Here is a 26,946-nt window from a genome sequence, read left to right on the forward strand (position 1 = left end):
TACCACTAACCAATCTAGATTCGGAATGAACTATTCGCTCGGAGCATTGAAGAACACCATTTTAGGGCTTCCTTGAAAACATCGTAATCTCGAAAGAAAATAGCATTACCCCAAGATCCTCTCACAGACTGATCGAGGTTGCAGTAGAACCGAGGCTCGACGTAAGCAGTGCCCGCCGGTCTGTAAATAACAATGTGCCAGTTGTAGCCACGAGCCCGCAGGTGGGCGACAGTGTCCTGCATAAGACCGAACTCGCCGTTTGAAAAATAGTGCTCAGCATCCCAGAACTCGGAGACGATCACAGCATATTTTGCCGTGCCCATTCCTCTAATTACTTCCAGGTCACCGCCTTCGGTATCAATTTTCAATATACTGATATCAGCAGGCAACTCTCCGCTGCCGTGCAAGCTCTTGAGCGAACGCACTGTTACGTCTATTGGCTCAGAATAGTTCATGCCTTCAGGCACAGCATGCTTAACCGTGGTGCTATAAACACTCAAATCCGGCTCCATTGTTTTGCTGAGCTCCTGGTCAGGCACTTCCAGCGCATAAAAAGATGTGACACCGTCTTTGGCGCCCACGGCGATAGGAAATGACTTAAAGCCGCTTTGAACTTGCTCAAATCTTTCGCGCAAGCGCTCGAAAGTCTCCGGCATAGGCTCGAAAGCAAATACACGGTATCCGGCAGAGAGGAGCATAGCGCTGACATCACCAACATTAGCACCAATGTCTATAGCATTAGGACTGGGCAAATAAGACCGCAGATACTGCAGGAGAGCGACTTCAGGGTTGCTGCGACGATAATCCTCCAGACCGTCAGGGTACGAGAAGCGATCGCTGGCAGGCACAAGCTCACCAAAAATTTGTTCGTGATGTTGCTGCTCGATTGTCTTCGCCTCTCTGGCGAGGTCGTGCATTTGGGCGTTCAATACGTCAATTTGACTGCGCAAGTCGGCCTGCCTGCTGCGAATGTCTTCTTGACCGCTCTTTAGTGTTTCGAGAGAGGAAAGAATGTGATCCTTGACGCTCTTTATTCTCTCAACTATTCCGTTGCTCATGAGCTGCCGCATCCTTACTTACGGGTCTTCGAAAAACCCAATGATCGAGAGGTGCGTACCTGAAAAGCGCCTGCTTCAGCTTCACTTCTTCGAACCAGAGCTTTTCGTAAAAGGAAAAACGCTCGACATCAGTCGACTTATTTACTGTCGAGTAATGCTCCATAAATATATCCGACATTATCTCTGGAGATGTATTCGTTCCAAAATATTCTTTTTGCAACTTGGCAATTTCAGGCAGTCCTGTTGACTGCCACTCTTCAGTACTTTTCTGACCTGTGTACCACCTGAAGTAACCGAACACAGTGTCGACAGACTCGAACTTGGCTCCGTGCTTGAGAAACCTCAACCATAATTCATAATCCATCGCAAACTGATACGACTCATTCACTCGGGAGCCGGCCTTCTCGTAAATTGACTTAGTCCAGAAACAACACTCCTGGGGCAGATAACAAGCCTGCACGAGTTGCTCAGCGTTAAATGGACGAAACGGGTAGGAGAGAAAAAAATAGCCGTTCACGTCTATGTAATATCGCTTACCGTAAACCACATCCACATCCGGATTTTCGACCAGATGCTTGATCGCTTTTGATACTGTATCTGGTGCAGCATAACAATCGTCGGAATTCAAGTACGCAAGAACCTCACCATCTCCCATGGCAAAGCCTCTATTAATAGCATCGGCCTGACCCTTATCCTTTTCTTCGACGACGATCGAAATTCTGGACCGATATCGCTCCAGAATCTCATGCGTGTTGTCCTTGGAAAGAGAGTCCAGAACTATGTATTGCAGGTTAGGATAATCCTGCTCGATAACACTTAAAATGGTCCGTTCAATGAAGCCACCCTGGTTGTAGGAAGGCGTAACTATGGTCACTTTCGGCGTTGTAGAGCTGAATTGACAGGTCGACTTCGCAACAACCGGAGCGTTATTGGTCATGATCTGCTCGTTGGTGACCCCGACGTCGTCAGGAGACGCTTATTCTCATTCATCAAGCTTTCAACTCTGCCGGACAACTCAGCGTATCGCTCTTCCAGCTCCCGAGTTCTATGAATTGCCACTTCGTTCATACCGCCGAACTTGGCACGCAGCGCAAACACCGTAGTCAAAGGCAAGTCATGCTTTTTGCAGACTTCGATGGCGCCAATACTGCTGTCAACATCTTTGATTACCGCAGCGATTTCGGCGTCTGACATTGTCTTGGTCTCGTCAGGACCTATTTCCTGAGCGCTGCCGCCGTTTACGACGTAACTTAAGCGCAAAAGCTCATCCAGGATTTTTTTGGTCGTCTTTTCATTGTGCTCAACATTGGCCCGCACCACTTCTTGCATTTGCAGGCTCAACTCCAAATGCAGCCTGCGATAGAGCGGCCCGGTGAGCATGAAATACAATTTGTATAGAAAACTGCGCATCTACTTCGAGGTTGATACCAGCTGTGGTGACTGACTGAGATACCAGTTAATCGTTTTTTCGAGTCCATCAGCAAGCGACATCTCAGCCTTGAACCCGAACAGCTTTTCGGCTCTTGTCGTATCAAGGCGGCGACGTGGTTGACCGTTCGGCTTTGTTGTATCCCAAACGATTTTGCCTTCATACTTGACCAATTTGGCGATTTGTTCCGCCAGATCTTTGATCGTTACTTCCCAGCCAGAGCCGAGATTCACAGGTTCACTATCGTTGTACTCTTCCGCAGCAGTGACGATGCCACGAGCTGCATCTGTAACATATAAGAATTCGCGAGTAGGCGAGCCATCGCCCCAGAGCTCGACTGTTGGCGAATTTGCGGCTTTTGCTTCCAGGCATTTGCGAATCAATGCAGGAATAACATGAGAGCTGGCGTGGTCGAAATTATCGCCCGGTCCATACAAATTGACCGGCATCAAATAAACGCCGTTGAAACCATACTGGTCGCGATAAGCTTGCGATTGCACGAGCAGCATCTTCTTGGCTAAACCGTAGGGAGCGTTTGTTTCCTCGGGATAACCAATCCAGAGGTCTTCCTCTTTGAACGGCACCGGAGTGAATTTAGGATAAGAGCAGATCGTTCCCACGGAGACAATTTTTTCGACACCTGCGCGACGTGACTCCTCGATGAGCATGACACCCATCATCAAGTTGTCGTAGAAATATTTGCCCGGATTCTCGCGGTTAGCGCCGATTCCGCCCACAACAGCGGCCAGATGAATGATCAGATTTGGCTTGGCGTCGGCTATCAACCGGCGCACTTGCTGCTGCTCGGTCAAGTCGTAATCGCGACTACGCGGCACAACAATATTGTTGTAGCCGCGCTGTTTCAGTTCGTTGACGACATTTTGTCCGAGAAAACCGGCGCCGCCTGTGACAATAACTTTTTCGTACTTGCTCATTGCTAAATAACAGGCACCGACTGCAAGAACGCACCGAACAGAAGTTGTTCGAATTCGTTTCTGGTTTCGGTCAAGTCCTTAACTGTATCGATTGTTCTCCAGAAGGCTCGTGTTTTGAAGACACGCAGATCGCCTTGCTTCGCCAGTTTTGGGAAGGTCAGCTCTTCATGATCACCAAGGGTGGGCAGCTCGGTAAGAATGTTTGGATTGAGCAGATAGATGCCGGCGTTGATCCAGAATGGCAGCTCAGGCTTTTCGGTAAAACCGGATACTTGCGAGTCTCCGGTCACTTCGAGAATACCGTAGGGGCTGCGTAAGGGCACAGAGACGATGGTTGCAGCTGGATGATGCTGCTTGTGGAAAGCAATAAGCTCACCCAGATTCAAGTTTGTGAGCAGGTCGCCGTTCATGGCGAGCACAGGGTCGTTGGAGACAGGCATGTTCTCCAGAGCGCGACGCAAGGCACCGCCCCGGCCAAGTGGAGTTTCTTCGACCAGGTAATTGATCTTGACACCATATTTAGTGCCGTCACCAAAATGATCCTGGAGCACTTCGTTTAGATAACCACAGCAAATTGTGATGTGGTTGAAACCGTATGAGCTGAGAAGGCGAAGCTGGAAGCTAAGCAAGGGGTTGCCAAGCACGGGAATCATGCACTTAGGTCTGTCTTCGGTATAGGGGCGCAGTCTTTCGCCTTTTCCACCCGCCAGGATTACCGCACGGCTCACTTTGATTCCCTCCATTTGCCTTCGCTCAAAAGATCACTTGGTGATCTAAGAAATTCGGAGTATGACAGAGTTAACAGCGCTTGAAATTTCAATGCTTTTAACTAACTCATCCCACTTGACAATTCAAACAAGCTAAGTGAAAGCTGATTCAGCTCCATTCAGTGCACCTTTGCCCGTCAACTATTCAGTACATCGGCGGTGTCAGGAGAATCCACTTTGTCAGGCGCTAACGTGATCAGGCTCTTTACTCTTGAGCCTTTCGCGCCAGTAATTCAGCAGATCCGTCATCATCTGCTCAAAGGTGAATTCTTCGCTCCAACCGGTCGCCTGTTTAAACTTTGTGGGGTCTCCACGCAATATTTCGACATCACTTGGACGCAATCTTGCTGGATCAATCTTAACTTCGATCTTTGTTTTCGTTTGTGACAGAAGGAAGTCAAGCATCTCACGAATCGTCCTAGACTTTCCGCTTGCAATTACATAAATCTCGCCCGGTTTACACTTGTTGACAGCCAGCCAGTACGCGCGTACGACATCTCTGACGTCCATCCAGTCACGCTGGGCGTTGAGATTGCCAACGTGAATGACTGGAAGCTTAAGCCCCAGCTCGATTTCGGCAATTTGCTTGGCAAAATTGCTGGTCACAAATACTTCGCCACGTCGAGGTCCTTCATGATTGAAAGTGCGGGTGCGCACTATCTTCATGCCATAACTCTCGTGGTACTGATACGCCATCATGTCTTGAGTGACTTTGCTGACTGCATAAGGGCTGAGTGGGCGCAGATGATTATCTTCATTAATCGGCACTTCGTCTGGATATACTCTGCCGTACTCCTCGGAGCTCAAGGCGACCTGAACACGCGGATCAATGTTGGCATGACGAATCGCTTCGAGCAGGTTGAGCTGCATCTGCGTGTTGCCAATTAGTGTGTTGTTAGGATTTTTCCAGGAATCAGGGACGTAACTTTGAGCCGCCAAATGGAAGACATAATCAGGCTTCACAGTTTCGACCAGATTGAGCGTGCCGGATGAGTCTGTTAAGTCGCAGTCAATCAGAGTAATCTGATCTTTGATCTGGTTAATATTGGCGAGCGAACTGCGCCAGCGCTTGACGCCAAAGATCTCGACACCGGGCTGATCTTTCAGCAGGAATTCGGCTAGATGCGAACCAACCATGCCAGTGATGCCAGTGATTAAAACGCGCGTCATATCGGCTCCAGAAAGGGCATAAGCGTCTGCGATAATACCATGAGGTCCCGCCCTTGCCGCTCTTATTTAGTTCTCACCGAGGCGCCCGATGCTAGTTTCGATCTGTATGCCCACTTACAACGGCGAACGATATATCGCCGATGCGATCCAAAGCGCTCTGAATCAGACTTACGCTGATTTTGAGCTTTTGGTTTCAGATGACGGATCGACCGATTTGACGGCTGACATTGTCGGCGAATTCATGCGCCGCGACGACCGCATTCACTACTGGCGCAATGAGAGCCGCCTGGGGCTGTTCGCCAATTACAACGAGTGCATGACTCAATGCAAAGGTGACTTGATCAAATTGTTTGCACAAGATGATTTGCTCAGCCCGAAGGCGCTGGAAGTCATGGTTTCGGCATATGTATCGAATAAAGTGTCGCTGGTTTGCTGCGATAAAAACATACTCAACGATTCGCCGTCATCTTTTTCCGAGGTAGTGGAAACGGTTCTACCACCCGGTCTGGTGAAGGGCCGCACAGTCATTGAGGAGTCATTGCGCAGCTACAGAAACTTAGTGGGCGAACCAGTGGCGGTGCTTTTCGATGCAAAGAAAGTCGGCAAAGGGTTCAGCGAAAGCTACTATTCACTTGGGGATCTGGAATTCTGGTTTCGCATTTTGAAGAAGGGCGATCTGTTTCATGTGCCTGAAGAACTGGTTTCTTTCAGACAGCATCCCGAAAGCACGACCTTTAAAAAACTCGAAGACATGACCTGGGTTCTGGACTTCTTCAGGCTCGGTAAAGAGTATGCCGAATATGTCCATCGCATCGGCATGACCGAAGAAGAATTTTTCGTCGGTTTTCTGGAACGCGCAGGCGAACTGATTGACCGCCTGGTGACAACCAACGAACTTTCGGTAAAAAACTTGAGCGGCTTCAAAGAAGTTGCTTTCCATTCGATGCGCAGGGCTGCTCAGCTGGCGGCCAAGGGGCGCGCTTATGACGCGCTGGTAAATAGCACCTCATGGCGAATAACGAGCCCTCTGCGCTACCTCAAGACGCGCATCGAAAACAACGCCCACATCGACCGCAAACTCTAATAAGCGCACGCGTCCCGCGTGCCATGGAGCGCACGCGTCCCGCGTGCCATGGAGCGCACGCGTCTCGCGTGCCATGGAGCGCACGCGTCTCGCGTGCCATGGAGCGCACGCGTCTCGCGTGCTCAACGGCAGACGTTTTGTGCACCCAAATTGGCTACTAATCTATTTGCAAATACGGGGGCACAATCCACACGGGTGTTTGTCGACCAGCACTCGTGTACTTCCACTCCTGCGGAGTCTTACATAGACCAGCCTTTACGGGATTGTTCTCTATGTAATCTTTAACACGGTCAAAGTGTCGCGGATTTCGGACAACCCGGTCGTAGTATTCTTTTTGCCAAAACGGTCCTTTCCTTCCAAGAATTTTGTTGGCTTCTTTTGCTGTATATGACTTCCAACCGCCTACGATTTCAGCCAGCCCATCAGCCTTTTTAGGAGTAAAAAGAGCATGAACATGATTTGGCATTACGACCCACCCATGCAGGTCGTAACGCTCCCCGTCAAAAAAGAGCATTGCTCGCTGGACTAAATCCGCAATTTTCGGTTGCATAAGCCATTTAGCACCCTCGCCCTGGTCAAGACAAGAATCCAGCATAAAAACCTCTTGTGATTTTCTTTGTTCTGGCGTAAGCCGTCCCTGCTCAATGCTCCATCGATAAATCTGCTCTGGAGACAAAGAATCGAATAATCGAAAAGTTATGCTTTGCGGTACGGAACCGGCGTCGAAATGAGGTATATAGCCGCGAGAACGCCACTGCGGACTGCCCTTTGGATGCATATGGTTACTCCAGTTGGTTTTGAAACTTCAACTAGACATACGCGGTTTCAATCGAAAAAGTTCAATCTCTAGAACCATAAAGGAGATTTTGACGTAGTGCACGCGGGACGCGTGCGCTCCATATGCAGCGGGACGCGTGCGCTCCATATGCAGCGGGACGCGTGCCCTCCATGCGTTTACTATTAATCGAAGAGGTAACCGGCGAACGGCAGGTTGTACTGGCGCCCGAAGCCGCCCAAGCCGTATTTCCGCAATTCAAAGATGCGTACCGGAGCATCAACGCCCTGCACGTGCACGCGAATCAAGAGCGGTGTTTTGTCGGAGTTGGCAATTGGTGAGAAATTGAACTGCAATGGTCTATCGTCGCGAACATCGGCGATTGAAGCGACTGACGAAGTGATGTATTTGTCGGGAGCCTCGAAAATGCGGATTACCAGCTCGCCAGAAGTGAGCGGCACATCGACAACTGGAGCTAACAGAATCGATTTTAAGTTCGGTTTTCTCAAATCCAGACTGTATGTCTGAAAAGCAACCCGAAGCAGACTGAGACTGGGTTGCAAGCGAAAACCTTTGAGACTGCCATTAAAAATTGCAGAGTCGTCCTTGAGCTGTTGAAATCCCGGATTCATCAAATTCCAGGCGTCGAAAGTGTTGCGAAACCGATCAGACCAATAGACAATGCGCCGCTGCCTGAACAAATCGACTTCTTGAGAAAGCAGCTTGCCCTTCATGCGAACAAGATCAAGCTCTTGTTCAAGCTCCAAAATGCGATTCTGCAACTCCTCAACCGACTCCGGACGTGATGACGCCGGCAGTGCTGCTGCGGTGCTGTTTAGCTGATGTTCGTCAGTCGGTGGTTGCGCCACCATAAAATTCGATGTTACCGATAAAGGGCTTAAACTCATGGATACTCTATCACGGTCACTTCTGGTACAACATTTGAATATAGCCCGAGTTCGGCAACCAGAAAGGCGCTTCAGGATCAGACTGTTCTTCCGCCACGCTCGTAAACTTGAGCAAAAATTCCTCCTGACGAGAGTTGGCAATCGGAGCGAATGAGAAAACCAACTTGTCTTCAGCTTCTTCCTTAAACAGAATCGTCGTCGACGCCTCTCTCAAAAGGTTACCGGTAACGGTACGCACTTCCAGCAGAACCTTCCCGACCGGCTCTTTGTCGCCCGGCGAACTGGCTGGAAACCGAACGCCATGCAGCCCATTAAAATCAGCACGAATGAGAATCTCGCTCGTCCGCAGCGGAGAAGTCGCATTCAAAGAATAAACAGTGCTGCTCGCCAGCAGTTCTTCGATCTCCCGCAGCCATTCTTGTTCTACAACGTCCTGACTGTACTCCTTTTTGACACAGGCATATGCATTCCTCTGAATAGACTTGCGCAACTCGGCATCAGTAACCAGCTTAGAGATGCCCTCGAACCACGAGTCAGCGTCATTGTCGACCAGAATGCCAGTGACATTGTTTTCCACGCAACTGGAGTAGACCGGAGTATTCGAATACACACCAGCAACATTACTGGCACCGTAGTCACGGAACTTAGTGTTGGTCTTAGATCTATGGAACGGTGTATCTTCAAGTGGTGCCAGACCGATATCGAAACCGTGCGAAGAGAACTCACGCAAAAACCGCTCGTAATCGGGGATAAGCGGCATGAATTTAACGCCACGATAGCCCACCAGCTCGCTCGATTGACAGCCCCAGATGGTCAACTCGACTTTGTCTGAATAAGTGCTGAGCACTCGCTTGAGCGATTCAGAAAATAGCAAGTACTGATTGTCGACGATGCGACTGGTAGCGTAGACAATTTGCAGCTTATCGGAACCACCCTTAAACGTCGGCTTTCGCAACATGCCAAAATCGAAACCAGCTTTGAGCAACCGCACTTTCGGGTTGAGCTTAGCCACGATATCCTTCATAACCGGGCTATAAACACGTATTAAACTGGCGTGAGCTATATATTTCTCGAGCTGTTGAATACGCAAAGGAAGACGGTGATAGCGAGCCAGCTCCGGGTCTGACTCAAACGGCACGTCCCAAAAATTATCGTCCAGATCGAAGATGATCGGCTTATGCGTCGCCACTGCCTGGTTCAATAGATGAGAATAAGCAGGCTCGGTGTTGCGACAGAAGACGACAAGATCGGCAGAATTGATGGCATTCAGCGAAGCCTTACCTTCCAGACAGTAATCGAATTGAATTTTGCCTTTCGCAGCCAGTGACAGAAGTGGCTTGATGACGCCAATCTGACAGGAAGCAATCATCGACGGAACAATCGCTACAACTTTGGGAAAGGTCTTGAGTGGCATTGAAAATCTCTTCCTACTTGACGAGCATCTGTGGCTCTACCGGTGGTGCCACAGCCGCGGCAGCGGCAGGCTTAACAAGGTGGGCAACGTCGTTGACGTAATAGTTGATCATTTCTTCGGGCGGCCCGTCACCGACAATTTCGCCCTTATGCATCACTATGACGCGATTGCACAAATCGAGAATCTGATGCAAGTTGTGCGAAACAAGCAATGTAATGCCGGAACTATTGAAAAGATGACGCATTCTGTCCGTAGCTTTCTGCACAAAATGCGCATCGCCAGTGGCGAAGATTTCATCAACGAGCAATATCTCAGGCTCAACGATGGCACCGATAGAAAACGCCAGCCGACCATGCATACCCGATGAATAGTACTTGATCGGCAAATCGATAAACTCTTCCAGCTCGGAGAACTCGATGATTTTGGCTTCCAGCTGACGCATCTGCTGATAGGAGCGCCCGAGCAAAGCTCCATTCAAATATATGTTTTCTCTTCCACTCAGCTCGAAATCAAATCCCGTGCCAAGCTCGATCAATGGCGTGATCTTGCCCTGCACCAGCACACGCCCTTGATGCGGTGGATAAATGCCAACGATCATTTTCAGCATCGTGGATTTTCCAGCACCGTTCAATCCAATCACACCAAGACGATCACCAGCACGAATGGTGAGGTTGATTTTCTTGAGAGCATCGAATTCGGTGACTGCGTCTTTATCACGCTTGCCTGTCAGCATGCCGATGACAGCTTCTTTCAGGGCTGGAGCCCGGTTTCGATAAATTCGAAACTTGAGCGATGCATTCTGAATTTGGATCTGTTGGGTCATCTTAGAGTCTGTAGATCAGGTCTTTATCGGTCTTTTTGAGCGTATAAAATGCAATCGTCAGGGTACAGAAAGTAATCAAACTGGGAATCGCCCAGCGCGTAAAATCAGGCACCTCGCCGACATAGATCAGAGCTCTGAACAAATCGATGAAGTAGAAAACCGGATTGAGCAAAAAGAGAACGCGGTATTTCTCAGGCACCATATCAAGGTTGTAGATGATGGGCACAAGATAAAACAGTGTGCTCAAGCCGACTTTGATGATATGGGTCAGGTCGCGGAAATAAACGGTGGCAACCGCCAGAATCAAAGTTACAGAAAAATTGAAAAGGAAAAGCAGCGCAATCGCTGCAGGAACGAGAAGTACAGTCAACTTCATCTGCACGCCGACAATCATGGCCAACAACATCAAACTGGCGAGACTGAAAGCGAAATTGGCTGTCTCAGTGGAGACGGCAACAAGCGGAAAGAAAGATTTCGGAATATAGACCTTCTTCAAAAACGCTTCAGATTGAACGAGCGATTGACTGCCCATCATGATCGAATCAGTTATATAGGTCCAGGGAAGAAGCCCTGTAAAAACGTAAACACCAAAGCTCCTGGGATTCGAATGCCAGAGAAGCGAGAAGACTGCAGTCATAACAGCCATCGTCAATAGCGGATTGAGAAGGCTCCAGGCAAAACCGAGCACCGACCGCCTGTAGCGCCGTCGCAAATTGTTGACGACAAAGCTGGCCAGGGCGAACTTGATGTTTCTGAGTTCGGAAAGGGCGCGACAGGTATAGCCGAATACAGATTCTTTCTGCTCAAAAGCACCAAAGTCGAAATCATCCACAGCAACATTATCGCGCGAACTTTCGGAGTCCTGCGCATGCTGTTCTGGTTTGTCTAGAAGGTCGGTTGATTCGGCTGTGCGCATTAGCTCTCTGAGCACGTGAACGGTTCCCAAGAATGATACTGACCGACGGGGCTGCGGCGCAACCATCCGCCCGTGAGGTGTTGTTCATGTAACGGATATCGAGCATATGCGATGCGTGTGCACCTTGCACATCGTGAATCGCGCAAGGTCAGGTGCTGCAACTAGACCCGGGAATGTACGAGATAGCAGACATTAATCAAAATTAGAAAAACACTACTCAGCTTGCCGATCCCTTAATGACTGCCCAGATGACGCTTAGGTCGATAATGCCGACCGCCCAGATGATGGAAATATCATCAACACGGATTGTGCTTGAGATCTTTTAATGGTCCGCAAAGCTAAACCTATCCAATGTGGCCGATTTGCAGGCACCGTGTGGGTTAGACTTAGCTGGTCCAAATGGGCAGAACCCACTTTTGTTAGCCGTTCAGTCGGAAACGAATCACGTGATAAAGAACTTGCAAGTGAACGAACTCACCACAAAAAGTCCGAAACAAAGCGCTTCTTCTGCTGCCGAAATGACCGGATTGAAGTTGCGCAAGACGATCATCGAGCAATCGAGACGCGCTGGCGTCGGGCACATCGGCTCGGCTCTATCGGTCGCCGATATAGTCTCCTGCCTGTACGGCAAGGTGATCAAGGCGAAGACACCGCGCGACCCGGATCGCGATCGGTTCGTACTTTCGAAAGGACACGCTGCACTGGCGCTCTATGCAGCCTTCGCAGAACGTGGATGGATTACCGAAGAGCAACTCAACACGTATTGCGGCGACGGCAGCCAGCTTGGTGTACATCCCGAACACTGCTTACCCGGCGTCGACTTCGCAACCGGTTCGCTTGGACAAGGTCTTTCGTTCGGTACTGGAGCCGCACTGGCTGCGAAAAGACAGAAGTCAGAGCGCCGCGTCTTCGTTCTTCTCAGCGATGCTGAATGTAATGAAGGTTCGGTCTGGGAAGCGATCATGTTCGCCGCCCAGCACAAGCTCAATAACTTGTTCGCCATTCTCGACTTGAACGGGCAGCAAGCATTCGGCTACACCAAAGATGTGCTCAACCTGACACCGATGGATGAGCGCTGGAAAGCTTTCGGCTGGGACGTTCATCTCGTCGATGGACACGACGAAAAAGCCATGGCTGAAATCATCGAAAAGAATTCAAACGTCGGCGACAAGCCGCACGTGCTGATTGCAAAAACAACTTTCGGCAAAGGCGTCTCCTACATGGAAAGCCAAATCAAGTGGCACTACAGCCCACTCAATGAAGCCGAGTACGAACTGGCGATGACCGAATTAGAGAGGCAATCATGAGAGGCGCATTTGCCAAAACGCTAACTGAACTTGCAGCAAAGGATTCCCGAATTTATTTGCTCACAGGCGACCTGGGCTACATGGCTCTCGAGCCATTCGCCGATAAATTTCCCGACCGCTTCATCAATGTCGGTGTTGCCGAGCAGAACATGGTTGGCATCGCAACAGGCTTAGCCGAAGCTGGATTTATTCCAGTCGTATATTCCATCGTCACCTTCGCATCGCTCAGACCTTACGAATTCATTCGCAACGGCCCGATACTTCATCAGCTGCCAGTGCGCATCGCCGGTGTAGGTGGCGGAGTAGAATACGGTCACAACGGCGCCACTCACTACGGCATGGAAGACGTAGGTGTGATGCGGGTGCAGCCGGGAATCACGGTCGTGGCACCAGCAGACGCCGGTCAAACCAAAACAGCTCTCGAAAAAACATACGACCTTCCCGGACCGGTCTATTACAGACTGGGCAAAGACGATCGCATTGTAGTGCCTGGATTGGACGGAAGATTCGACCTGGGCAAAGTGCAGTCCATCAGAGAAGGCAAAGACATCTTGCTTCTCTCCATGGGTGGCATCAGTTTCGAAACAGCAAAAGCAGCCGAACTTTTGAGCAAGGAAGGCATCGAAGCGAAAGTTGTCGTCGTAGCAAGCATCAATCCGCCGCCTGTCGAAGATTTGAAGCAGATTCTTTCGCAGTATCGCCAGGCAATCACAGTTGAAGCGCACTACGCATCAGGTGGTCTGGCATCACTGGTGAGCGAAGTGGTGGCACAAGCCGGAATCAACTGCAAAGTTTCTCGTTGCGCGATCGAAGAATCGCCAGACGGAGAAACCGGCAATCAACCATATCTGTACAACAAATTCGGTCTGTCGTCAGAATCTGTTGCCGCCAAGGCAAAGACGCTGCTCTGTGGGGTACCTGCGTGACCGCCCAATCAGTTTCTATAGTTCTGCCGTTCTACAACCAGGAAGACCACATAGAAGAGATCATTACGTCGTACCAGGAAGTGCTTCGCAAGATTCCAGGCGACCACGAATTGATACTCGTGACCAATAACTGCCGCGACAAATCACCCGAGATTTGCCAGAAACTTTCAATCAATTATCCGAACGTCAAACACATTGACACCAAAGATAGTGGCTGGGGTCTGTCGGTGAAGCTCGGACTGAAAGCAGCTAAGGGCGACATTCTCTGCTACACGAACTCGGCTCGAACCAGCTCCGAAATTCTCACTCTGTCACTTTTATACGCCGTCGCCTATCCGGAAGTGGTGATCAAAGCAAACCGAAAAATTCGCGAAAGTTGGAAGCGCAGACTGGGCTCCTTGCTCTACAACCTGGAATGCCGCGCATTCTTTGATCTGCCCACCTGGGACATCAACGGCACGCCGAAAATATTTCCGCGCAAATTCACAAAACTGCTGAATTTGACTCGTGATGACGATTTGATCGACGCTGAATTCAACGCCATCTGTCGCCGCGAAAATTATCCAATGCTAGAAGTGCCTGTACTGTCAACAAAACGGCACAGCGGCAAATCAACAACCAACTATAATTCTGCATTCAAAATGTACTGGGGAGCGTACGAGCTTTGGCGAAGCATGCGTCAACAAGCGAGCCTGTGAAACTTCCGGCAGCGGAAGACATGGAAGAACTGTGGACGCGCCACAGCGAAGCCTGGCGCGACAATGCGCAAATTCTCAGTCACTGGCAAGATGCAGCGGCAATCGATCCGATTTTGCTCGAATCACAAGCAACCGGCGATTTCTGGAATGTGCTGAAGCGGCTGGACATCACGCTTCTGGTCGGACGAGAGTACGAGCATCTTCTGCTTGGGATGAGTTGCACAGAATCTCCTCATCTGACATATATGCCGATGCCGCATCCATCGGGAATTGCCGTGGATCGCGAAAAAGGAATCGTGCACGCAGCAAGCACGCGAAATCCAAACCAGATCTTTGACTTGATGGCAATATCGGGATGCACAGACCGTCTGGACGTATCAGCAGACGCGCCCGCCGACAAACCTCTGGTTCCTGTACGCTCCAGGTTCATGCCTGGCTGCCTCTACATGCACGACTTAGCCATGATTGATGGGCAGCTCCACGCAAATTCGGTGGGACAAAATGCCGTCATTCGCATCAATGAAGATTCTTCCTACGAAAGAGTCTGGTGGCCAAAATGCATCGAAACCGAGAGTGGACCTCGCTTTGGTCAAAATCACATTCAACTCAATTCAATTGCGGCCGGTGACACCCTCGAATCGTCATTCTTCTCGTCATCGTCTACAGAGCTTGCGGACGTCAGACCGGGTGACCCGAAGTATCCCGTAGACGGACGAGGCGTAATCTTTTCCGGAGCAACAAGAGAGCCCATAGTCCGCGGTCTGACCAGACCTCATTCGGCTCGACTGGAGCAAACGACCGGTAAATCGAGAGTTTGGGTCGACAACAGCGGCTACGGTGAACTCTGTTTAATAGACGCCGAAAAGTATCAAGTTGTAACAAGATTACCAGGATGGACCCGAGGACTGGCTTTCTGCGGCGAAGTGGCGTTTGTAGGTACTTCCAGAGTCATTCCGAAATTCGCGCAATACGCTCCGGGACTGGATGTTAATGCCAGTATATGTGCCGTTCACGCAGTTGATATAAGATCTGGTGAGGTTTTAGGAAGCATTGTCTGGCCGTACGGCAATCAGATATTCGCCATAGATTGGCTTCCAAGGACGCAGAGCGCTGGTTTCCCCTTCGCAGTAGAAGACCGGTCTCGCGACTTAAAAACAATGTTCTATACGTTTTCAACTAATGTTCAAAAGGATTGAGATAAGGAGATAGTTCATGAGTGGTAAAGGGTTTAAGTTACTAATGATTGGCGCCATGTATGAAAATGGCGGCAATACAACCCATCGTTTTCTCGATGGCCATCCGCAGATGTTTGTTTATCCTTTTGAGTCACAACCAGGTACAAGACTCATCAACGATAACCTTTCTGCGATGTTCCCAGTCAAATATCGCTGGCCTCTTTTCGCACTAGATGCGACACCAGAAGAAGACTACTTCGCCATCATCGACGAAGAAGGTAAAATCCGCGCTCGCACACCACACGTGAGCAAATTCCGCCACGAGCCAATGGACTTCAACGACGATGTACGTCGCGACTATTACGTCAAATACGTAAAGCAAACTGGTCGTTCACGCGCCAACAACATGGCTGCATTTTTCCAGGCAACTTTTGATGCATGGAAAGACTACAACCGCACCGGTCGTGAAGTATTCCACGTTGGCTACAGCCCAATCATCGGCGTTGATGCAGACAAGATTCTCACCGATCTTCCTGACTCTCACTTCTTGCACATCGTGCGCAACCCATGGTCAGCATACGCAGACACCAAGAAGCGCCCAGTGCCATTGTCATTGAAGAACTACATGCTCGCCTGGAACATGAACCAATATCATGCGTTGTTGTTCCAGAAACAGTTCCCAGATCGCATGCACGTCATCCGCGCTGAAGACGTAATGGCTGATTCATTCAAGACTCTCGGCGACCTCTGCGAAAAGCTCGGTCTCGAAAGAGCAGAATCACTCAAGACTCCAAGCTGGAACGGCAAAGAATTGACCGAAGTGTACCCATGGGGCACAATCCGCAAAGCCAATCCGGAAGCCAACCTCGCTACAGCTAACGAACTGTCGCAGGAAGAGAAAGATCAGATCAAGCATTACACATGGCAGTATCTCGATACTTTCGACTACAAGAACTTCCTCAACCAGAAGGCTCTTGCAGCTCGCTAGTTGATCAATTCAACTCGCAAGTCGAATCAATAAAATTGAAAGGCAAGCTCATTCCGGGCTTGCCTTTTCATTGCCGCTGGCATCGCAGCTGTGAGAGAATCATCGCTGGGTATTCCCGGGCGGTCAGGTCTCACGACAAAAAGGAATTTCAGTGCGCTGCCACTCAGTTTCGGCAAGAATCAATTGGCGCGAACAGATAGCAGCACGCGGATACGACATTTCACTGCTCGATCATCCACCGCACTGGATAGAGGCTTATGACGATCCTTTTTGTGCGGTTTTTTCTCGCCACGAAATCGACAACATCATCACCGGAGCCACACAGCAATTAACAAAACTGATTCTGGAGCTTGTCGAAGAAGTATGTTGCACTGGTGGATCAGAATCTTACTTTGATCGACTACAAATCGCGCCTCCTTTCCGAGAACCAATACGCCGCTCATGGAAACGACATGACCAGTCACTCTACGGAAGATTCGATTTTTCTCTCAACGGTGATTCACTCAAGCTGCTTGAACTGAATCTCGACACGCCTACTTCACTCTATGAAAGCGCACAACTGCAGCGAATGTGGCTTGAAGAGATGCGTCAATTTCAAGAGATTCCTTTTGCCGCGATGCAAAGTAATTCTATTCAGGAAAAGCTGATTGGTTGCTTGCGCCTTCACTTTTCGAGCCATGAAATCTTCCACCTTGGCACCTTTCAGCACGCGCGAGAGGAAATCGACAATCTCAAATACGTTCAGTCCTGCGCAGATATGGCTGGTCTGAAAACACAGTTCATTTACCTGGATGAGGTTCGCTATGACCCCGAAGGTCTGCCGTTGGACAGAGAAGGACGGCGAATAACATGCGTGTTCAAGTTGTTTCCCTGGGAATTACTATTCATCGAAGATGCGAGAAGCCACGCCGAAAACGGGAAGTATCTCTTTTCTCCACTTGTGACCTCAAATCGCACAACCTTTATCGAACCAGCCTGGAAGAGTATTTTGTCGAGCAAGAGCGTGCTTCCGCTTCTCTGGGACTTCACCCAGCAGCGAGAGTTTCTCCTCAACCCAGCATTCGATGCCGGCAGCGATGCAGCCACTTATCGAGACTTTCATCTGGTAATCGGAAGCTGGGTTGTCGGTGACGAACCAGCCGGAATTAGCGTAAGAGCCGACTTTAGTAAGACCAGCGGGCGCCGAGCACTCTTCGTTCCGCATTATGTGACGGACTGAGATCACCCGAGCGCCTTTGCAGAGTCTTAAATACTCAAAAGTTGCAGAATTTTGACGACCGAATGGATTTCGACAGGTAATGTTCTAAGATCTGACTGGACTTTAAGGGGCTAGACCATGGCTGCACAGAATATTTTGATTACCGGCGGCACCGGGCTGATTGGCTCGCATCTCAGCGGCGCCCTTGCTGAGCAAGGTCACAAAGTACAAGTGCTGTCAAGGAACAGCCGCTTCTCGGTGCCGGAAGCAATCAACGCAAGCGTGAGCTCAAAAATCGAAGTGATCGCAGGAGAACTCGACAACCGACCGCTTCTCGAAGAATTAGTCAATAAATCCGACATCATCTTCTACAAAGCAGCCAGCGTCGGTGCAGCCGGCGCTGTAGAGAATGCAAAAGACTTTGTCGAGAACAATCTCGGCGCTACAGCCAATCTCGTAGATGTCTTGAGAGCTTCCAAGCACCGCGTCAAACACATAGTGCTCGGCTCATCAATAAGCGTTTATGGTGAGGGAGTCTACAACTGCTCGAATTGTCAGCTAGTCAGACCACCACTGCGTTACAAGCTCGACACCGCCTCAGCGCCGATAAACTGGGATCCTCTCTGCCCTAAATGTGGATCTACCCTTACTCCAGCCGACACAAGGGAAGATTCTGAGAAGCTCGGTGAATCAACCTACGCTGTTACTAAAAAGGCGCAGGAAGAACTCTTGATCGGCACTTGCAAGCTGCTCGGCATCGACCTTTCCATCTTTCGCTATGGCACCGTAATTGGTGCAGGACAATCCTGGCACAATCCTTTTACTCGCTTTCTTGAACTTGCACTTTCAGGAGAAGCACCTGTATTGCACGAAGACGGCAAGCAGAGCCGCGATTTCATGTTTGTAGAAGACGTTGTGAAAGCCAATCTTGCAATCATGGACAGACAGCTTTCCGGGATCAACATTTTCAACGTCACGTCCGGCGAATCGACGACGCTAATCGATTTCGCAACTTTAATAGCAGAAGACATGGCATCGGCGCTGAAAAAGAAGCCTGTCTTGCCGACAATAGACGGCAGGTTCATTCCCGGAGACGTGAGACACTGTCACACGGACTGCGGCAAACTTGCCAGCGCAACCGGATTGAAGCCGCAGAAGAACCTGAAAGAAGGCGTCGCACATTTAGTCGAATGGTTCGTGCGAAAAAAGCACCATCCAGTCAGTAACGTGTAACAGCGACAAGCCACCGAACGCCGCGGTAATGCAGCGCAAAACCACTGCTCGTTCTAGCGGATTGTTACTCAAGAAAGATTTGCTTACCAGCTCGTGCGTAACTCCAAAGTCGATTCACGTTCGGATGACAATCCTCTTCGTCATCGAATAGCTCAGGTAGTAGGACGTCTTGCCATTCTCCATCATCATCGCAGTGAGTCCTGGCTGGTCTTCTGCCAATCACCAATCCATCGTGATCAAACAACAAATAAGCGGCAGCATCCAGATTTCCACCAACGCGCAACGTTCCGTCGTTGTATTCCCCAACGACTATACCGCTGGCGTTTACATTATCCAGCACCAGCACGGTTGAACCACTTTTGATTACGTTACGAACAGAGAGGGTACCTTCCACAAACAGGAGCACACCACTCTCTAGCGTCCTGTTCAAGAGGTCTCCATTTATCGCTAAATCTCCTTCGCATATTACTGCACAGATTTTATTACTCGATATCCAGGGTTCACTCCAATCCAGGACCAGATCACCATCTAGTACTGTATTCGGTGGCAACACCAGTACAGATTCGGCAGCGAAGCTCTTAAATTGCGCTCGTACAAACTCAGCAAAACTCTCCGGATACGCACACTTTGCAGGGTCGTACACAATCTTAGCCTTGATTTTCTCTTGAACCACGGCTGACAGCTCACCAGTCTTTCTGATGGTGCCAAAACTAATCGGATCGCAACTTCGAACAACAGGTGGTTCCACTTCCGGAACTTTCCTCTCCATTTGCTGCAATGGGTCATCACGCCATATGGACTTGCCTTCAAGTCCATATCTGAACGTTGTAGCCGTATTGAACCAGCTGTAGTTAAGTGCCTCCGAAACTACAACTCGCCGAAGATCATCGCGTGAAAATTCCTCTCTCGCATCAAATATTTTTGCTTCTATCGAACCTTCAATGACATGCCCACGCGCCTCTTTCCTGTCTTTCGCTCTGGGCACGTATCCAAGCGCGATCAAGTTACCACCCACCCGCAGTGGACCGTCATTGTACTCACCTACCATATAGCCACTCAAATGCAGGTTCTTCCAAACCAGCAGAGGCATACCGCCTTTGAGAACGTTACAAGCGCGGAAGTCTCCAGCAACGGCTAATACAGGCCAGTAGTGATCGTCATTATTTATTAGATTCGACTCTACGTGAAAGTCACCAAAACAAACGATCAGACAGATTTGATTTTTCTTGATCCATCCCTGATCGGTATCGATATCCAATCCACCTTCAATGAATGTGTCGCCCTCAAAAACCAGGGCATTTTTAAAGCTCGTATGGAACTTGGGCAACGACAATAACATAGTCGAGTCCGGCAACTGAGGCTTACGGTGCGTCAGCGAATCCAGCCGCGACTTAATCGAAGAAAGAGGTACGACCTCTCCTCCAAACAGGTTTTTACTTGTCATGTTTGATCTCGGGATTACCAATATGAAGCTTCAACGGCATCTCTGAAAAAAATAGGATAGCTTTCCCGGAATATATTCAAAGATAAACAAGTAGCTCCAAAGCATACTGAGTAGTCCAGGGCGCAGATAACTTCGGTAGCCCAATAGCTCTGATTGCAGAAGCGAACTTCCTACTCATCTCGAAACAGCTTCCTATCAACAATTGCGGCCAGTATCTGCTGAACAAGCGTATAAAAAATCATCGGGAGTAAAACAGCCGGATGATCGGACAAAGCAGCAGCAGCGAGCACCAAGCCTGTTCCATTGTTGTTCATTCCCAGCCCGAACATTAGTGCAGCTTGATCCGATTTGTCAGCTTTCAACCATCGAGACAGCAGCCAACCAGATGCAAAAGCGGCAGTGCATAGAGACAACGTTGTGCAAAAAACAAAGATCAGGAAATCTGCGTCAGGTTTTGCGAATGCTTCCGGCAACGTTGTAGCCGCATTTGAATAATTTAGAAGCAACAGAACTATGAAATTTACCAGCTTCAAATATGGCTTGAATAAGCTAGTGCGCTTTTCACCAAGCAGAAAGTGAACAACTATCCCCAGCAAGGACGGAACGACTACGGTGAACACCATAAAAGCATTTGTTCCTTGAGACGATGCCAACTCATGCAAGTCCTCGGAATAATCACCACTGGTTAAAAAACCGAACGTATGCAGTACTAGTGGAGTCGTGAACGGACTGAGCAAGGTCGACAAGAATACCAAGCCCAAACTGAGGATGAGATTTCCGTTGGCATTTTGAGACCAGGCCGTTGAAGACCCCGCGATTGGCATCGAAACGATCAATGCCAGCCCAACCAACAAGTTTTGCAGCTCGTCTGAGTTATGCCAGAGTTGCATCAATCCGCGCAAAGCTAAAACCAAGAGAATCGGACCCGCTGTGTTTGCGACAAAGCCAGAAACGATTGCTGCGGGACGCTTCCACAGGTTAGTCAATTCATGAGCTTTAACGCCCAATCCCGCGTTGAACAAAAGAAAAGCAAGCATAACAAGGGAAAGCGATACTTTCATTTCGCTTCCGTCGGGGCAGACGAGATTCCCGAACTGAACATTCCTCAGCAATAGCCCAAACTGAGGCAAAACAGCTGCCAGGAAATAGACTGAGATGAGAATTACCAGGAAGTGCTTATGAATGAAGTGAGTGCAAGCAGATACAACTCCACCGATCGAAGCGGTCGAGTGATGATCGTCCGTCTTATTTTGCATTCGGCTAGTTTATCAAGTCAGTGCCTGAAAAACTGCGAAATAGCTTACGCGATTTTCAAATTCCAACGGACTGAATGTAGTAATAACGAATGCACTCAATTCGATTTATTCGCACATGGAAATTTTTATCACGGACTGCGCAACCAGGCGTTCTCTTCTTCCCAGTTTGTAATCTGTGGTGTTGGCTTCCAGTTCGGCCTGGGCAACTCGTCAACGCCGACGACCGACACGCCCTTGATTCTGTAAGCCTGCAAAAGCGTATTCACTTCGGAAATTTTTGAGTCAGGCACGTAAATGTGTGTAATCTCCGGTTTACTCAGACCGACTCTTGTCGATAGCGAGCTTCCCACCTTCAGCCTATCCACAAGCTGCTCTCCGGGCTCAAGCATGCCGGCGCTACGCAGTTTCGGAACGACGTCGGCAGAAATACCGAAGACAACTGGATACGTATCGAGGCTGAGCGGGCTGTGGCGATGGTAAGCCCAGCCTTCATTGAAGTCCCGAGTGACGGATATAGCCTTGCGCCCGTATTCGTGCGTAGCAGCCTCTCCTGCATGCGTCATGCCGCGCAAACGTATCTCGGCGGATGGTAACAACCCTCGCTCGGCAAAAACGCCTGGAAGGGACGACGAGACCGTTCCATGAAAGAGATTGGGCAACTTATCAGTCGGCTCGAAAGGCATCCAGGACATAGGAGACAAACCCTCGCTGTCCTTGACTGCGTGTTCACGTGGCATCGACATCTTCTTCTGGAGGGCTCGCTCATCGTAGCCGAAGAATTTTTCCTTGGCGAATTCAATGCCGTTGGCGACACTATTGGTTTCGGTGCTGTCGCGGCCCACGAGTCTGGCAATCGGCTCATCGAGTTCGCGGCCCATTGTCGAAAATGCTTTTCTGATTTCGGCAACTCGTTCAACTGGAACAGTCGGCGTCGCCAACTCCGCATCGGTGTACTGCTTCAGCCCCGGCTCAGTCGCCGTACCGTGCCACCATTTCAAAAGCTGCTCGCCAAAGTCAGTGGATTGCCGCCGATTTTCCTCAAAAATCTGATGAAATTGGCTGCGTTGAGCCTGTTCGTATTTTGCGTCGATGCGGTCAAAAGCGTCGTAAAACTTGGGAAGATCTCGCTCAATCGCAACAACAGGATTGTTTTCTGCTGTAAGCGTCGGTCGTGGCGCTTTCTCAAGTATCGCCTTTGACCCAGTCAGAACGTCACCCAGCCGCGAAACTGGATGCTGCAAATCGTGCTCCTGCAGAAAGCCATACACTTTGGTCTTAGCGTTCTTTGCAGACTCTTCCGCTGACCACTTCAGATCGTAATACTTTCCTTGAACGGCTCTATTGCTTGCCACTTTGTTGATGCCAACGTCCAGGGCTCCAAAACCTGCTCCGAACAGGGCAAATTCACCGGCGCCACTTGCCAGTTCAGACGCGCTCGCCATTCTATGCTCGGTAAAATATGTGTTGCCAACTGTATTGACTAAACCGCCGGCAGCCCCTGCGATTGCATTGTTGCCGATTTTTGAAACAAACGGATTAGAGTAAAAAAGTTTGGCATCCTCTAACGCTCGCCCTGCACTACCCATAGTGGCAAAAGTCACGCCGTTGACCGCGGCATTCTCCAGACGTCCCTGCAGGAGACTCTTGTTTTCTGCACTGGGAGTGAAAACACCGCCGTAGAGACCTCCGGCAAGCGCCATCTTGGTGCCGCTTCTGACAGCCTGAGAGCTGAAAATACCAGCGGCAGATTCGCCCATCAGCTTGTCTGCAGCGCCGCCGGTCAGCCGCGATAATGCCGTGAAATCCAAAATGAAACCAGCCATACCGCCGGCTTTGTAGGCGATGGAGGAATTGCTCTCATCATGTCGTTCCACATGACCGCCAAGCAACTGTCGAACGCCATCTAGTGGTTGCTGAATGGCAGTATCGTATAACCCCTGCACGCACGAAATCCGAGGCGACGTTACTGTTCTTGCTCTGGGTTGGCTTATCCAGTTCCATGCCCCCAGTATGGTGGGCGGTGGGGCGGATGTCATTGGGGGAATTACGGTGTCGTGTTTTTTAACATGTAAGCAAGCTCGAACTGCTCATGCTCGATTTCTGACGGTGACGTGTAGAGCGTGTAGAATTCGGTCTGATCGGCTGAACGTGGCACCAGGATGGAAAGACCAGCCATCGTCACCGGCGGCTTGGTTTGCGGCAGTTCGTAGGAGAAACTACACGCCAGAGCATTTGTGCGGTATTTTCCCCAGGGCTCAACCGATACCACTGCCAGGCTCGGATAACGCCCGCTCTCAGACGCCTTGACTAGAAGCTTCTTAAGCAACTGACGACTTTCGAGTCCTTCTGAGTCGATAACACCGATCTGCAAAAGTGACACGCCACCGCTCGAATCGGTTCGGACAAATGTAGCTGGGGCGTTGGGATTAGCACTCGCCGACTGTGTATTCTTTTCGTCAGTACGGCGCCAGGTTGTCGCGATCGGAACCTCGTGAGAGACAGAGAGAACTTGCTGCCGCTCGAATTTCAAGTGAGACTGACAAATTGCCCACGGAATCAAAACAAGTTCAACAGTTGCCACTGCAGCGATCAAAGTTACCGGAGTCAGTAAAGTCGCCTTCTTATCGCGGTCAGACTCTTCCAGCTGCGGCGCGACGTGCTTCAAAAATAACGCTACCAGTAGCATAAACAGACCAACTGGAATCATCATCAGCGTATACAGGGAGCTATCCGCACGCCAATAGACTTCGAAGTGCGAGTAAGACCATGAAATCAAGAAATGACTTGCCATTGCCAGCGGTATCGCAAACAGAAACATCTTGCCAGGACGGGAACGTCCGTAAAGCTGCGAAAGACCCAGTATCAACGCAGGTATCCAATACGCCAGGTAGGACTGAAACAGATTGCAATTGAACAACAATTCCTGCTTGCACGGCGCTAGAAGCGCACGTACTTCCGGAGGCAATGGCAGCTCAACTAGAGTCATAGAGAAGGAAGCGATGCCGCTGCCAAAGGCGACTAGAAGAAAGAGAACAGCTTCACGAACGTTCTCGCGCTCGCCTATTTTTCGTTTCGCAAACACATAAACCAGTGCAAGCAAACTGATATAGAGTACTGTACGAATTAAAAACCACGCACCCGGTATTACGAGATCGATGTTGATCGAACCGAGCTCTCGCAACGACTGACATTGAGCATTCACGGTCTGAGTCAGGAGCGGAATCGACCAGCCGACAGCGCAGAATTTCTCCAGGACATTGAAGGCTAGTCCTGTCAAAGCACCAAGACAGAAGACGCCGAGAAGCGGCGGGATTGTAAGCGGAAGCTTCTTAACGCGATTGGTCGTCCAGACCAGGAAGTAATAGGGCAAACCGATATCGATGACACCGTGAAACATGGCGAGAAAAATCTCGTTCATCAGCTTGAAATCTTTGCATGCAGTACGAGCAAAAATCTCCAGCAGGGCGAACAGTGCAATCCCGCCGTAAACGGCGAGTCGCCCGGGAGAAGGCCATGCAGGCGATGATTTGCTGCTTAAGTCCCAACCAACCGTGTGCAACAACCAGAGCAATCCAACCGCGAACAGAAAGAGAAGGGTCAATGAATGCGTGGGTGTGCGCAAAAACGACGACATCTGGAACACATACTCCCAGACTAATAGAAAAGCAAAAACGTTGAGGAACAATAACCGCACAAGCGCTTCATTAGTGACTCGACGTTGGACGGCAAGAATACACACGAGAACGCAATCAAACAACAAGACGTAGCTGAACCAGTGGACAGCCAGTGTGGTGAGAGGGTCTGACCATATCCATGGTTTGAAAAAATTGTATATGGCAAAGAACAACGGCAGCAAACTGACAAGGTTGGCAGCGCTCGGTTTGGACAGCAACACACAAACAGGTTGACTGAAAGCCACTATCATCGACAAGCACAAAAGCGCGATCAACAGCGGTTTCACAGACTTAGCTGGAAGAACGTCACCGATGGAGTTTGCGAGAGTTTTGCTGCTCTTGCTTATCTTATGCAAGATTCCGACGCCCATAAAATACCAGAGCGGCCAAAAATAGCTCGTCGTCAAGGTGAGCGAAGAAATAAGCTGACTGCCCGATTGTGCCAGGTCACCGCGTGCCAAACCAGCAAACAAATAGACGCTCAGTAAGAGCGCTATGGACCATGCACAAACGGCCATAGCATATGTGCGCTTCGCTTCACCTTCCTCAGCATCACCAGACCCAGCCTCGCCGGACGCTTCGTCTGCCTCAGTTCCAGCTGCCTCGCGGGACGCTTCGCCGGCCGCAATTCCGCCGGACTCCCCCTCGGCTGCCTCAGCTCCGCCTGTTTTCCCTTCTAATGCATCAGCCGCGCGCGCCTCAACTGCCTCAGGTACGTTGCCTGAGAACAACGAGAATCTGGCGTTACGAGCGATTTTAAAACATCCCAGCCCGATCAAAGAACCGATCAGAGCACCACCACCGATACTAATAACCGGTCCGGGTAAATTGATTATAGTCCCAAGGAAAGGTCTGATCGGAGTCAGGATCAGAAAAGGAATGCCGGCTGCTATGCCGCATACAATCGAATTGAGCAAGCCGAGTGCCGTGCTAAATTTTGTCGTATCCTCGCGACAACGATACTCGCAATAAAGCAGACCGATCAGAAGTGCCAGCGGCGAACAAATATTGAAGAAGCTGCGAGGCAAAAGTACCACACACGTAATCAAAAAGTAGGAAGCGCAGATCGCCGCCACCATAAAAGCGATCCTGTTCGATCGGGCGGCTCCAGTCAAAAGTGCAGCCCAAGCGCACGGCAAACTAATCATCCAGAGCACCACAGCCCAACCTGGCGCAATTCCTTCGAAACCAGAGAAAGCAGTTATTTTGACCGCCCAGAGGTTCCATGAGGTAAGCGGAATGAGCATGCACAAGATAGCGCACATCTGAAAAATGGGGCGCAAAAGAGCAACCGTTTCTACCGGTGCCCCAGTCAGGTCTAACCTGTTTTTAGAGTAAGTTCGCCAGTAAAATCTTTCGACAACTTTCCATGTCGGTTGCACTAATTTGTTGTCTTTGAACTTTTTCCATCGTGGCGCAATGCGCGGATGTTCAAGGATTTTTCCCAGCAACCCAGTCAGAAAGTTGACGGCAGTAACGAACCACGGAAATAGTCCGGCCAGATAGTTACCGAACTTTCTCAGTGCGGCGATGATCTGAATGGGATTCATCAGAATGGCGCCCGGGGTCTCATGACACGAAATTCCTCGATCTTCGTATGGAAACCATAGATAATAACCTCTTGACCGCGGCACCGGCAGAAGCAGTCAAAGGCACTCCAGGTTTCTATTGCGGAGACGCCGTCGCAGCTGGTGGCAATAATAGTATCCTCATCTAAGTTGAAAGATGCTACTGGTGATATTTTATCGGGATTTTATAGTGCAAAAGT

General features: G+C 49.9%; 23 protein-coding genes. 8 read left to right on the plus strand and 15 right to left on the minus strand.

The window, feature by feature from the left end:
- Positions 1-14: 14 nt before the first annotated feature.
- From EKK48_23130 to EKK48_23155, 6 genes are all read right to left on the minus strand, one after another.
- Positions 15-1,070, minus strand: a complete 1,056-nt coding sequence (locus tag EKK48_23130) for an FkbM family methyltransferase (GenBank protein RTL37583.1) — start codon at positions 1,068-1,070, stop codon at positions 15-17.
- Positions 1,039-1,995, minus strand: a complete 957-nt coding sequence (locus EKK48_23135) for a glycosyltransferase (protein ID RTL37584.1) — start codon at positions 1,993-1,995, stop codon at positions 1,039-1,041. The genes EKK48_23130 and EKK48_23135 overlap by 32 nt, the downstream gene beginning before the upstream one ends.
- Complete coding sequence (locus EKK48_23140) at positions 1,992-2,468, minus strand: hypothetical protein (protein ID RTL37585.1); 477 nt, start codon at positions 2,466-2,468, stop codon at positions 1,992-1,994. Before EKK48_23140 ends, EKK48_23135 begins: the two co-directional genes overlap by 4 nt.
- A complete protein-coding gene (locus EKK48_23145) occupies positions 2,469-3,422 on the minus strand; it encodes a GDP-L-fucose synthase (GenBank protein RTL37586.1) in 954 nt (317 codons plus the stop codon). It abuts the gene before it with no gap.
- A 2-nt stretch (positions 3,423-3,424) separates the two neighbouring features.
- Positions 3,425-4,165 carry a nucleotidyltransferase family protein gene (locus tag EKK48_23150; protein ID RTL37587.1) on the minus strand — a complete coding sequence of 247 codons (741 nt, stop codon included), beginning with the start codon at positions 4,163-4,165 and terminating at the stop codon, positions 3,425-3,427.
- Positions 4,166-4,369: 204 nt separating this feature from the next.
- Positions 4,370-5,359 (minus strand): SDR family oxidoreductase, encoded by a 990-nt coding sequence (locus EKK48_23155; GenBank protein RTL37588.1) that lies wholly within the window; start codon positions 5,357-5,359, stop codon positions 4,370-4,372.
- A gap of 88 nt (positions 5,360-5,447) precedes the next feature.
- Between EKK48_23155 and EKK48_23160 the strand changes: the two genes are divergently transcribed.
- Positions 5,448-6,443 (plus strand): glycosyltransferase, encoded by a 996-nt coding sequence (locus tag EKK48_23160; protein ID RTL37589.1) that lies wholly within the window; start codon positions 5,448-5,450, stop codon positions 6,441-6,443.
- A gap of 157 nt (positions 6,444-6,600) precedes the next feature.
- Here the strand turns inward: EKK48_23160 and EKK48_23165 are convergent, their stop codons facing one another.
- The 5 genes from EKK48_23165 to EKK48_23185 all read right to left on the minus strand — a co-directional run bounded on the left by EKK48_23165 (position 6,601) and on the right by EKK48_23185 (position 11,345).
- Entirely contained in the window at positions 6,601-7,221 is a 621-nt protein-coding gene (locus EKK48_23165; protein ID RTL37590.1) for a transposase, read from the minus strand.
- Positions 7,222-7,403: 182 nt separating this feature from the next.
- Positions 7,404-8,126 (minus strand): hypothetical protein, encoded by a 723-nt coding sequence (locus tag EKK48_23170; protein ID RTL37591.1) that lies wholly within the window; start codon positions 8,124-8,126, stop codon positions 7,404-7,406.
- Between the two features lie 16 nt (positions 8,127-8,142).
- Positions 8,143-9,540 carry a glycosyltransferase family 1 protein gene (locus tag EKK48_23175; protein ID RTL37592.1) on the minus strand — a complete coding sequence of 466 codons (1,398 nt, stop codon included), beginning with the start codon at positions 9,538-9,540 and terminating at the stop codon, positions 8,143-8,145.
- Between the two features lie 13 nt (positions 9,541-9,553).
- Positions 9,554-10,363: an ABC transporter ATP-binding protein gene (locus EKK48_23180; GenBank protein RTL37593.1), complete on the minus strand. Its 810-nt coding sequence runs from the start codon at positions 10,361-10,363 to the stop codon at positions 9,554-9,556.
- A 1-nt stretch (position 10,364) separates the two neighbouring features.
- Complete coding sequence (locus EKK48_23185) at positions 10,365-11,345, minus strand: ABC transporter permease (protein ID RTL37594.1); 981 nt, start codon at positions 11,343-11,345, stop codon at positions 10,365-10,367.
- Positions 11,346-11,797: 452 nt separating this feature from the next.
- Between EKK48_23185 and EKK48_23190 the strand changes: the two genes are divergently transcribed.
- The 7 genes from EKK48_23190 (at position 11,798) to EKK48_23220 (ending at position 18,804) form a co-directional block, all read left to right on the plus strand.
- Positions 11,798-12,586: a transketolase gene (locus tag EKK48_23190; protein ID RTL37756.1), complete on the plus strand. Its 789-nt coding sequence runs from the start codon at positions 11,798-11,800 to the stop codon at positions 12,584-12,586.
- Entirely contained in the window at positions 12,583-13,512 is a 930-nt protein-coding gene (locus EKK48_23195; GenBank protein RTL37595.1) for a 1-deoxy-D-xylulose-5-phosphate synthase, read from the plus strand. Before EKK48_23190 ends, EKK48_23195 begins: the two co-directional genes overlap by 4 nt.
- Positions 13,386-14,210 (plus strand): glycosyltransferase, encoded by an 825-nt coding sequence (locus tag EKK48_23200; GenBank protein ID RTL37596.1) that lies wholly within the window; start codon positions 13,386-13,388, stop codon positions 14,208-14,210. Before EKK48_23195 ends, EKK48_23200 begins: the two co-directional genes overlap by 127 nt.
- Positions 14,177-15,406, plus strand: coding sequence for a DUF4915 domain-containing protein (locus EKK48_23205; GenBank protein RTL37597.1), 1,230 nt, complete (start codon positions 14,177-14,179; stop codon positions 15,404-15,406). The genes EKK48_23200 and EKK48_23205 overlap by 34 nt, the downstream gene beginning before the upstream one ends.
- A 16-nt stretch (positions 15,407-15,422) precedes the next feature.
- Entirely contained in the window at positions 15,423-16,373 is a 951-nt protein-coding gene (locus tag EKK48_23210; GenBank protein ID RTL37598.1) for a sulfotransferase, read from the plus strand.
- A gap of 145 nt (positions 16,374-16,518) precedes the next feature.
- Positions 16,519-17,592: a hypothetical protein gene (locus tag EKK48_23215; GenBank protein ID RTL37599.1), complete on the plus strand. Its 1,074-nt coding sequence runs from the start codon at positions 16,519-16,521 to the stop codon at positions 17,590-17,592.
- A gap of 117 nt (positions 17,593-17,709) precedes the next feature.
- Positions 17,710-18,804 (plus strand): NAD-dependent epimerase/dehydratase family protein, encoded by a 1,095-nt coding sequence (locus EKK48_23220; GenBank protein RTL37600.1) that lies wholly within the window; start codon positions 17,710-17,712, stop codon positions 18,802-18,804.
- 64 nt (positions 18,805-18,868) lie between these two features.
- On the opposite strand, the gene EKK48_23225 is transcribed toward EKK48_23220, so the two are convergent.
- The 4 genes from EKK48_23225 to EKK48_23240 form a co-directional block, all read right to left on the minus strand.
- Positions 18,869-20,248 carry a hypothetical protein gene (locus EKK48_23225; GenBank protein ID RTL37601.1) on the minus strand — a complete coding sequence of 460 codons (1,380 nt, stop codon included), beginning with the start codon at positions 20,246-20,248 and terminating at the stop codon, positions 18,869-18,871.
- Positions 20,249-20,418: 170 nt separating this feature from the next.
- Positions 20,419-21,504, minus strand: a complete 1,086-nt coding sequence (locus tag EKK48_23230) for a Na+-dependent transporter (protein ID RTL37602.1) — start codon at positions 21,502-21,504, stop codon at positions 20,419-20,421.
- Positions 21,505-21,632: 128 nt separating this feature from the next.
- Complete coding sequence (locus tag EKK48_23235; protein ID RTL37603.1) at positions 21,633-23,447, minus strand: hypothetical protein; 1,815 nt, start codon at positions 23,445-23,447, stop codon at positions 21,633-21,635.
- 101 nt (positions 23,448-23,548) lie between these two features.
- Positions 23,549-26,728: a hypothetical protein gene (locus tag EKK48_23240; GenBank protein RTL37604.1), complete on the minus strand. Its 3,180-nt coding sequence runs from the start codon at positions 26,726-26,728 to the stop codon at positions 23,549-23,551.
- Positions 26,729-26,946 lie beyond the last annotated feature (218 nt).

The sequence above is a fragment of the Candidatus Melainabacteria bacterium genome (genome assembly GCA_003963305.1).
GTDB lineage: Bacteria > Cyanobacteriota > Vampirovibrionia > Obscuribacterales > Obscuribacteraceae > PALSA-1081.

Bases quoted from the DNA above. Each gene is read 5' to 3' on its own strand.
- EKK48_23130 (RTL37583.1), bottom strand. From the start codon at position 1,070: ATGCGGCAGCTCATGAGCAACGGAATAGTTGAGAGAATAAAGAGCGTC.
- EKK48_23135 (RTL37584.1), bottom strand. From the start codon at position 1,995: ATGACCAATAACGCTCCGGTTGTTGCGAAGTCGACCTGTCAATTCAGC.
- EKK48_23140 (RTL37585.1), bottom strand. From the start codon at position 2,468: ATGCGCAGTTTTCTATACAAATTGTATTTCATGCTCACCGGGCCGCTC.
- EKK48_23145 (RTL37586.1), bottom strand. From the start codon at position 3,422: ATGAGCAAGTACGAAAAAGTTATTGTCACAGGCGGCGCCGGTTTTCTC.
- EKK48_23150 (RTL37587.1), bottom strand. From the start codon at position 4,165: ATGGAGGGAATCAAAGTGAGCCGTGCGGTAATCCTGGCGGGTGGAAAA.
- EKK48_23155 (RTL37588.1), bottom strand. From the start codon at position 5,359: ATGACGCGCGTTTTAATCACTGGCATCACTGGCATGGTTGGTTCGCAT.
- EKK48_23160 (RTL37589.1), top strand. From the start codon at position 5,448: ATGCTAGTTTCGATCTGTATGCCCACTTACAACGGCGAACGATATATC.
- EKK48_23165 (RTL37590.1), bottom strand. From the start codon at position 7,221: ATGCATCCAAAGGGCAGTCCGCAGTGGCGTTCTCGCGGCTATATACCT.
- EKK48_23170 (RTL37591.1), bottom strand. From the start codon at position 8,126: ATGAGTTTAAGCCCTTTATCGGTAACATCGAATTTTATGGTGGCGCAA.
- EKK48_23175 (RTL37592.1), bottom strand. From the start codon at position 9,540: ATGCCACTCAAGACCTTTCCCAAAGTTGTAGCGATTGTTCCGTCGATG.
- EKK48_23180 (RTL37593.1), bottom strand. From the start codon at position 10,363: ATGACCCAACAGATCCAAATTCAGAATGCATCGCTCAAGTTTCGAATT.
- EKK48_23185 (RTL37594.1), bottom strand. From the start codon at position 11,345: ATGGTTGCGCCGCAGCCCCGTCGGTCAGTATCATTCTTGGGAACCGTT.
- EKK48_23190 (RTL37756.1), top strand. From the start codon at position 11,798: ATGACCGGATTGAAGTTGCGCAAGACGATCATCGAGCAATCGAGACGC.
- EKK48_23195 (RTL37595.1), top strand. From the start codon at position 12,583: ATGAGAGGCGCATTTGCCAAAACGCTAACTGAACTTGCAGCAAAGGAT.
- EKK48_23210 (RTL37598.1), top strand. From the start codon at position 15,423: ATGAGTGGTAAAGGGTTTAAGTTACTAATGATTGGCGCCATGTATGAA.
- EKK48_23220 (RTL37600.1), top strand. From the start codon at position 17,710: ATGGCTGCACAGAATATTTTGATTACCGGCGGCACCGGGCTGATTGGC.
- EKK48_23225 (RTL37601.1), bottom strand. From the start codon at position 20,248: ATGACAAGTAAAAACCTGTTTGGAGGAGAGGTCGTACCTCTTTCTTCG.
- EKK48_23230 (RTL37602.1), bottom strand. From the start codon at position 21,504: ATGCAAAATAAGACGGACGATCATCACTCGACCGCTTCGATCGGTGGA.
- EKK48_23240 (RTL37604.1), bottom strand. From the start codon at position 26,728: ATGAATCCCATTCAGATCATCGCCGCACTGAGAAAGTTCGGTAACTAT.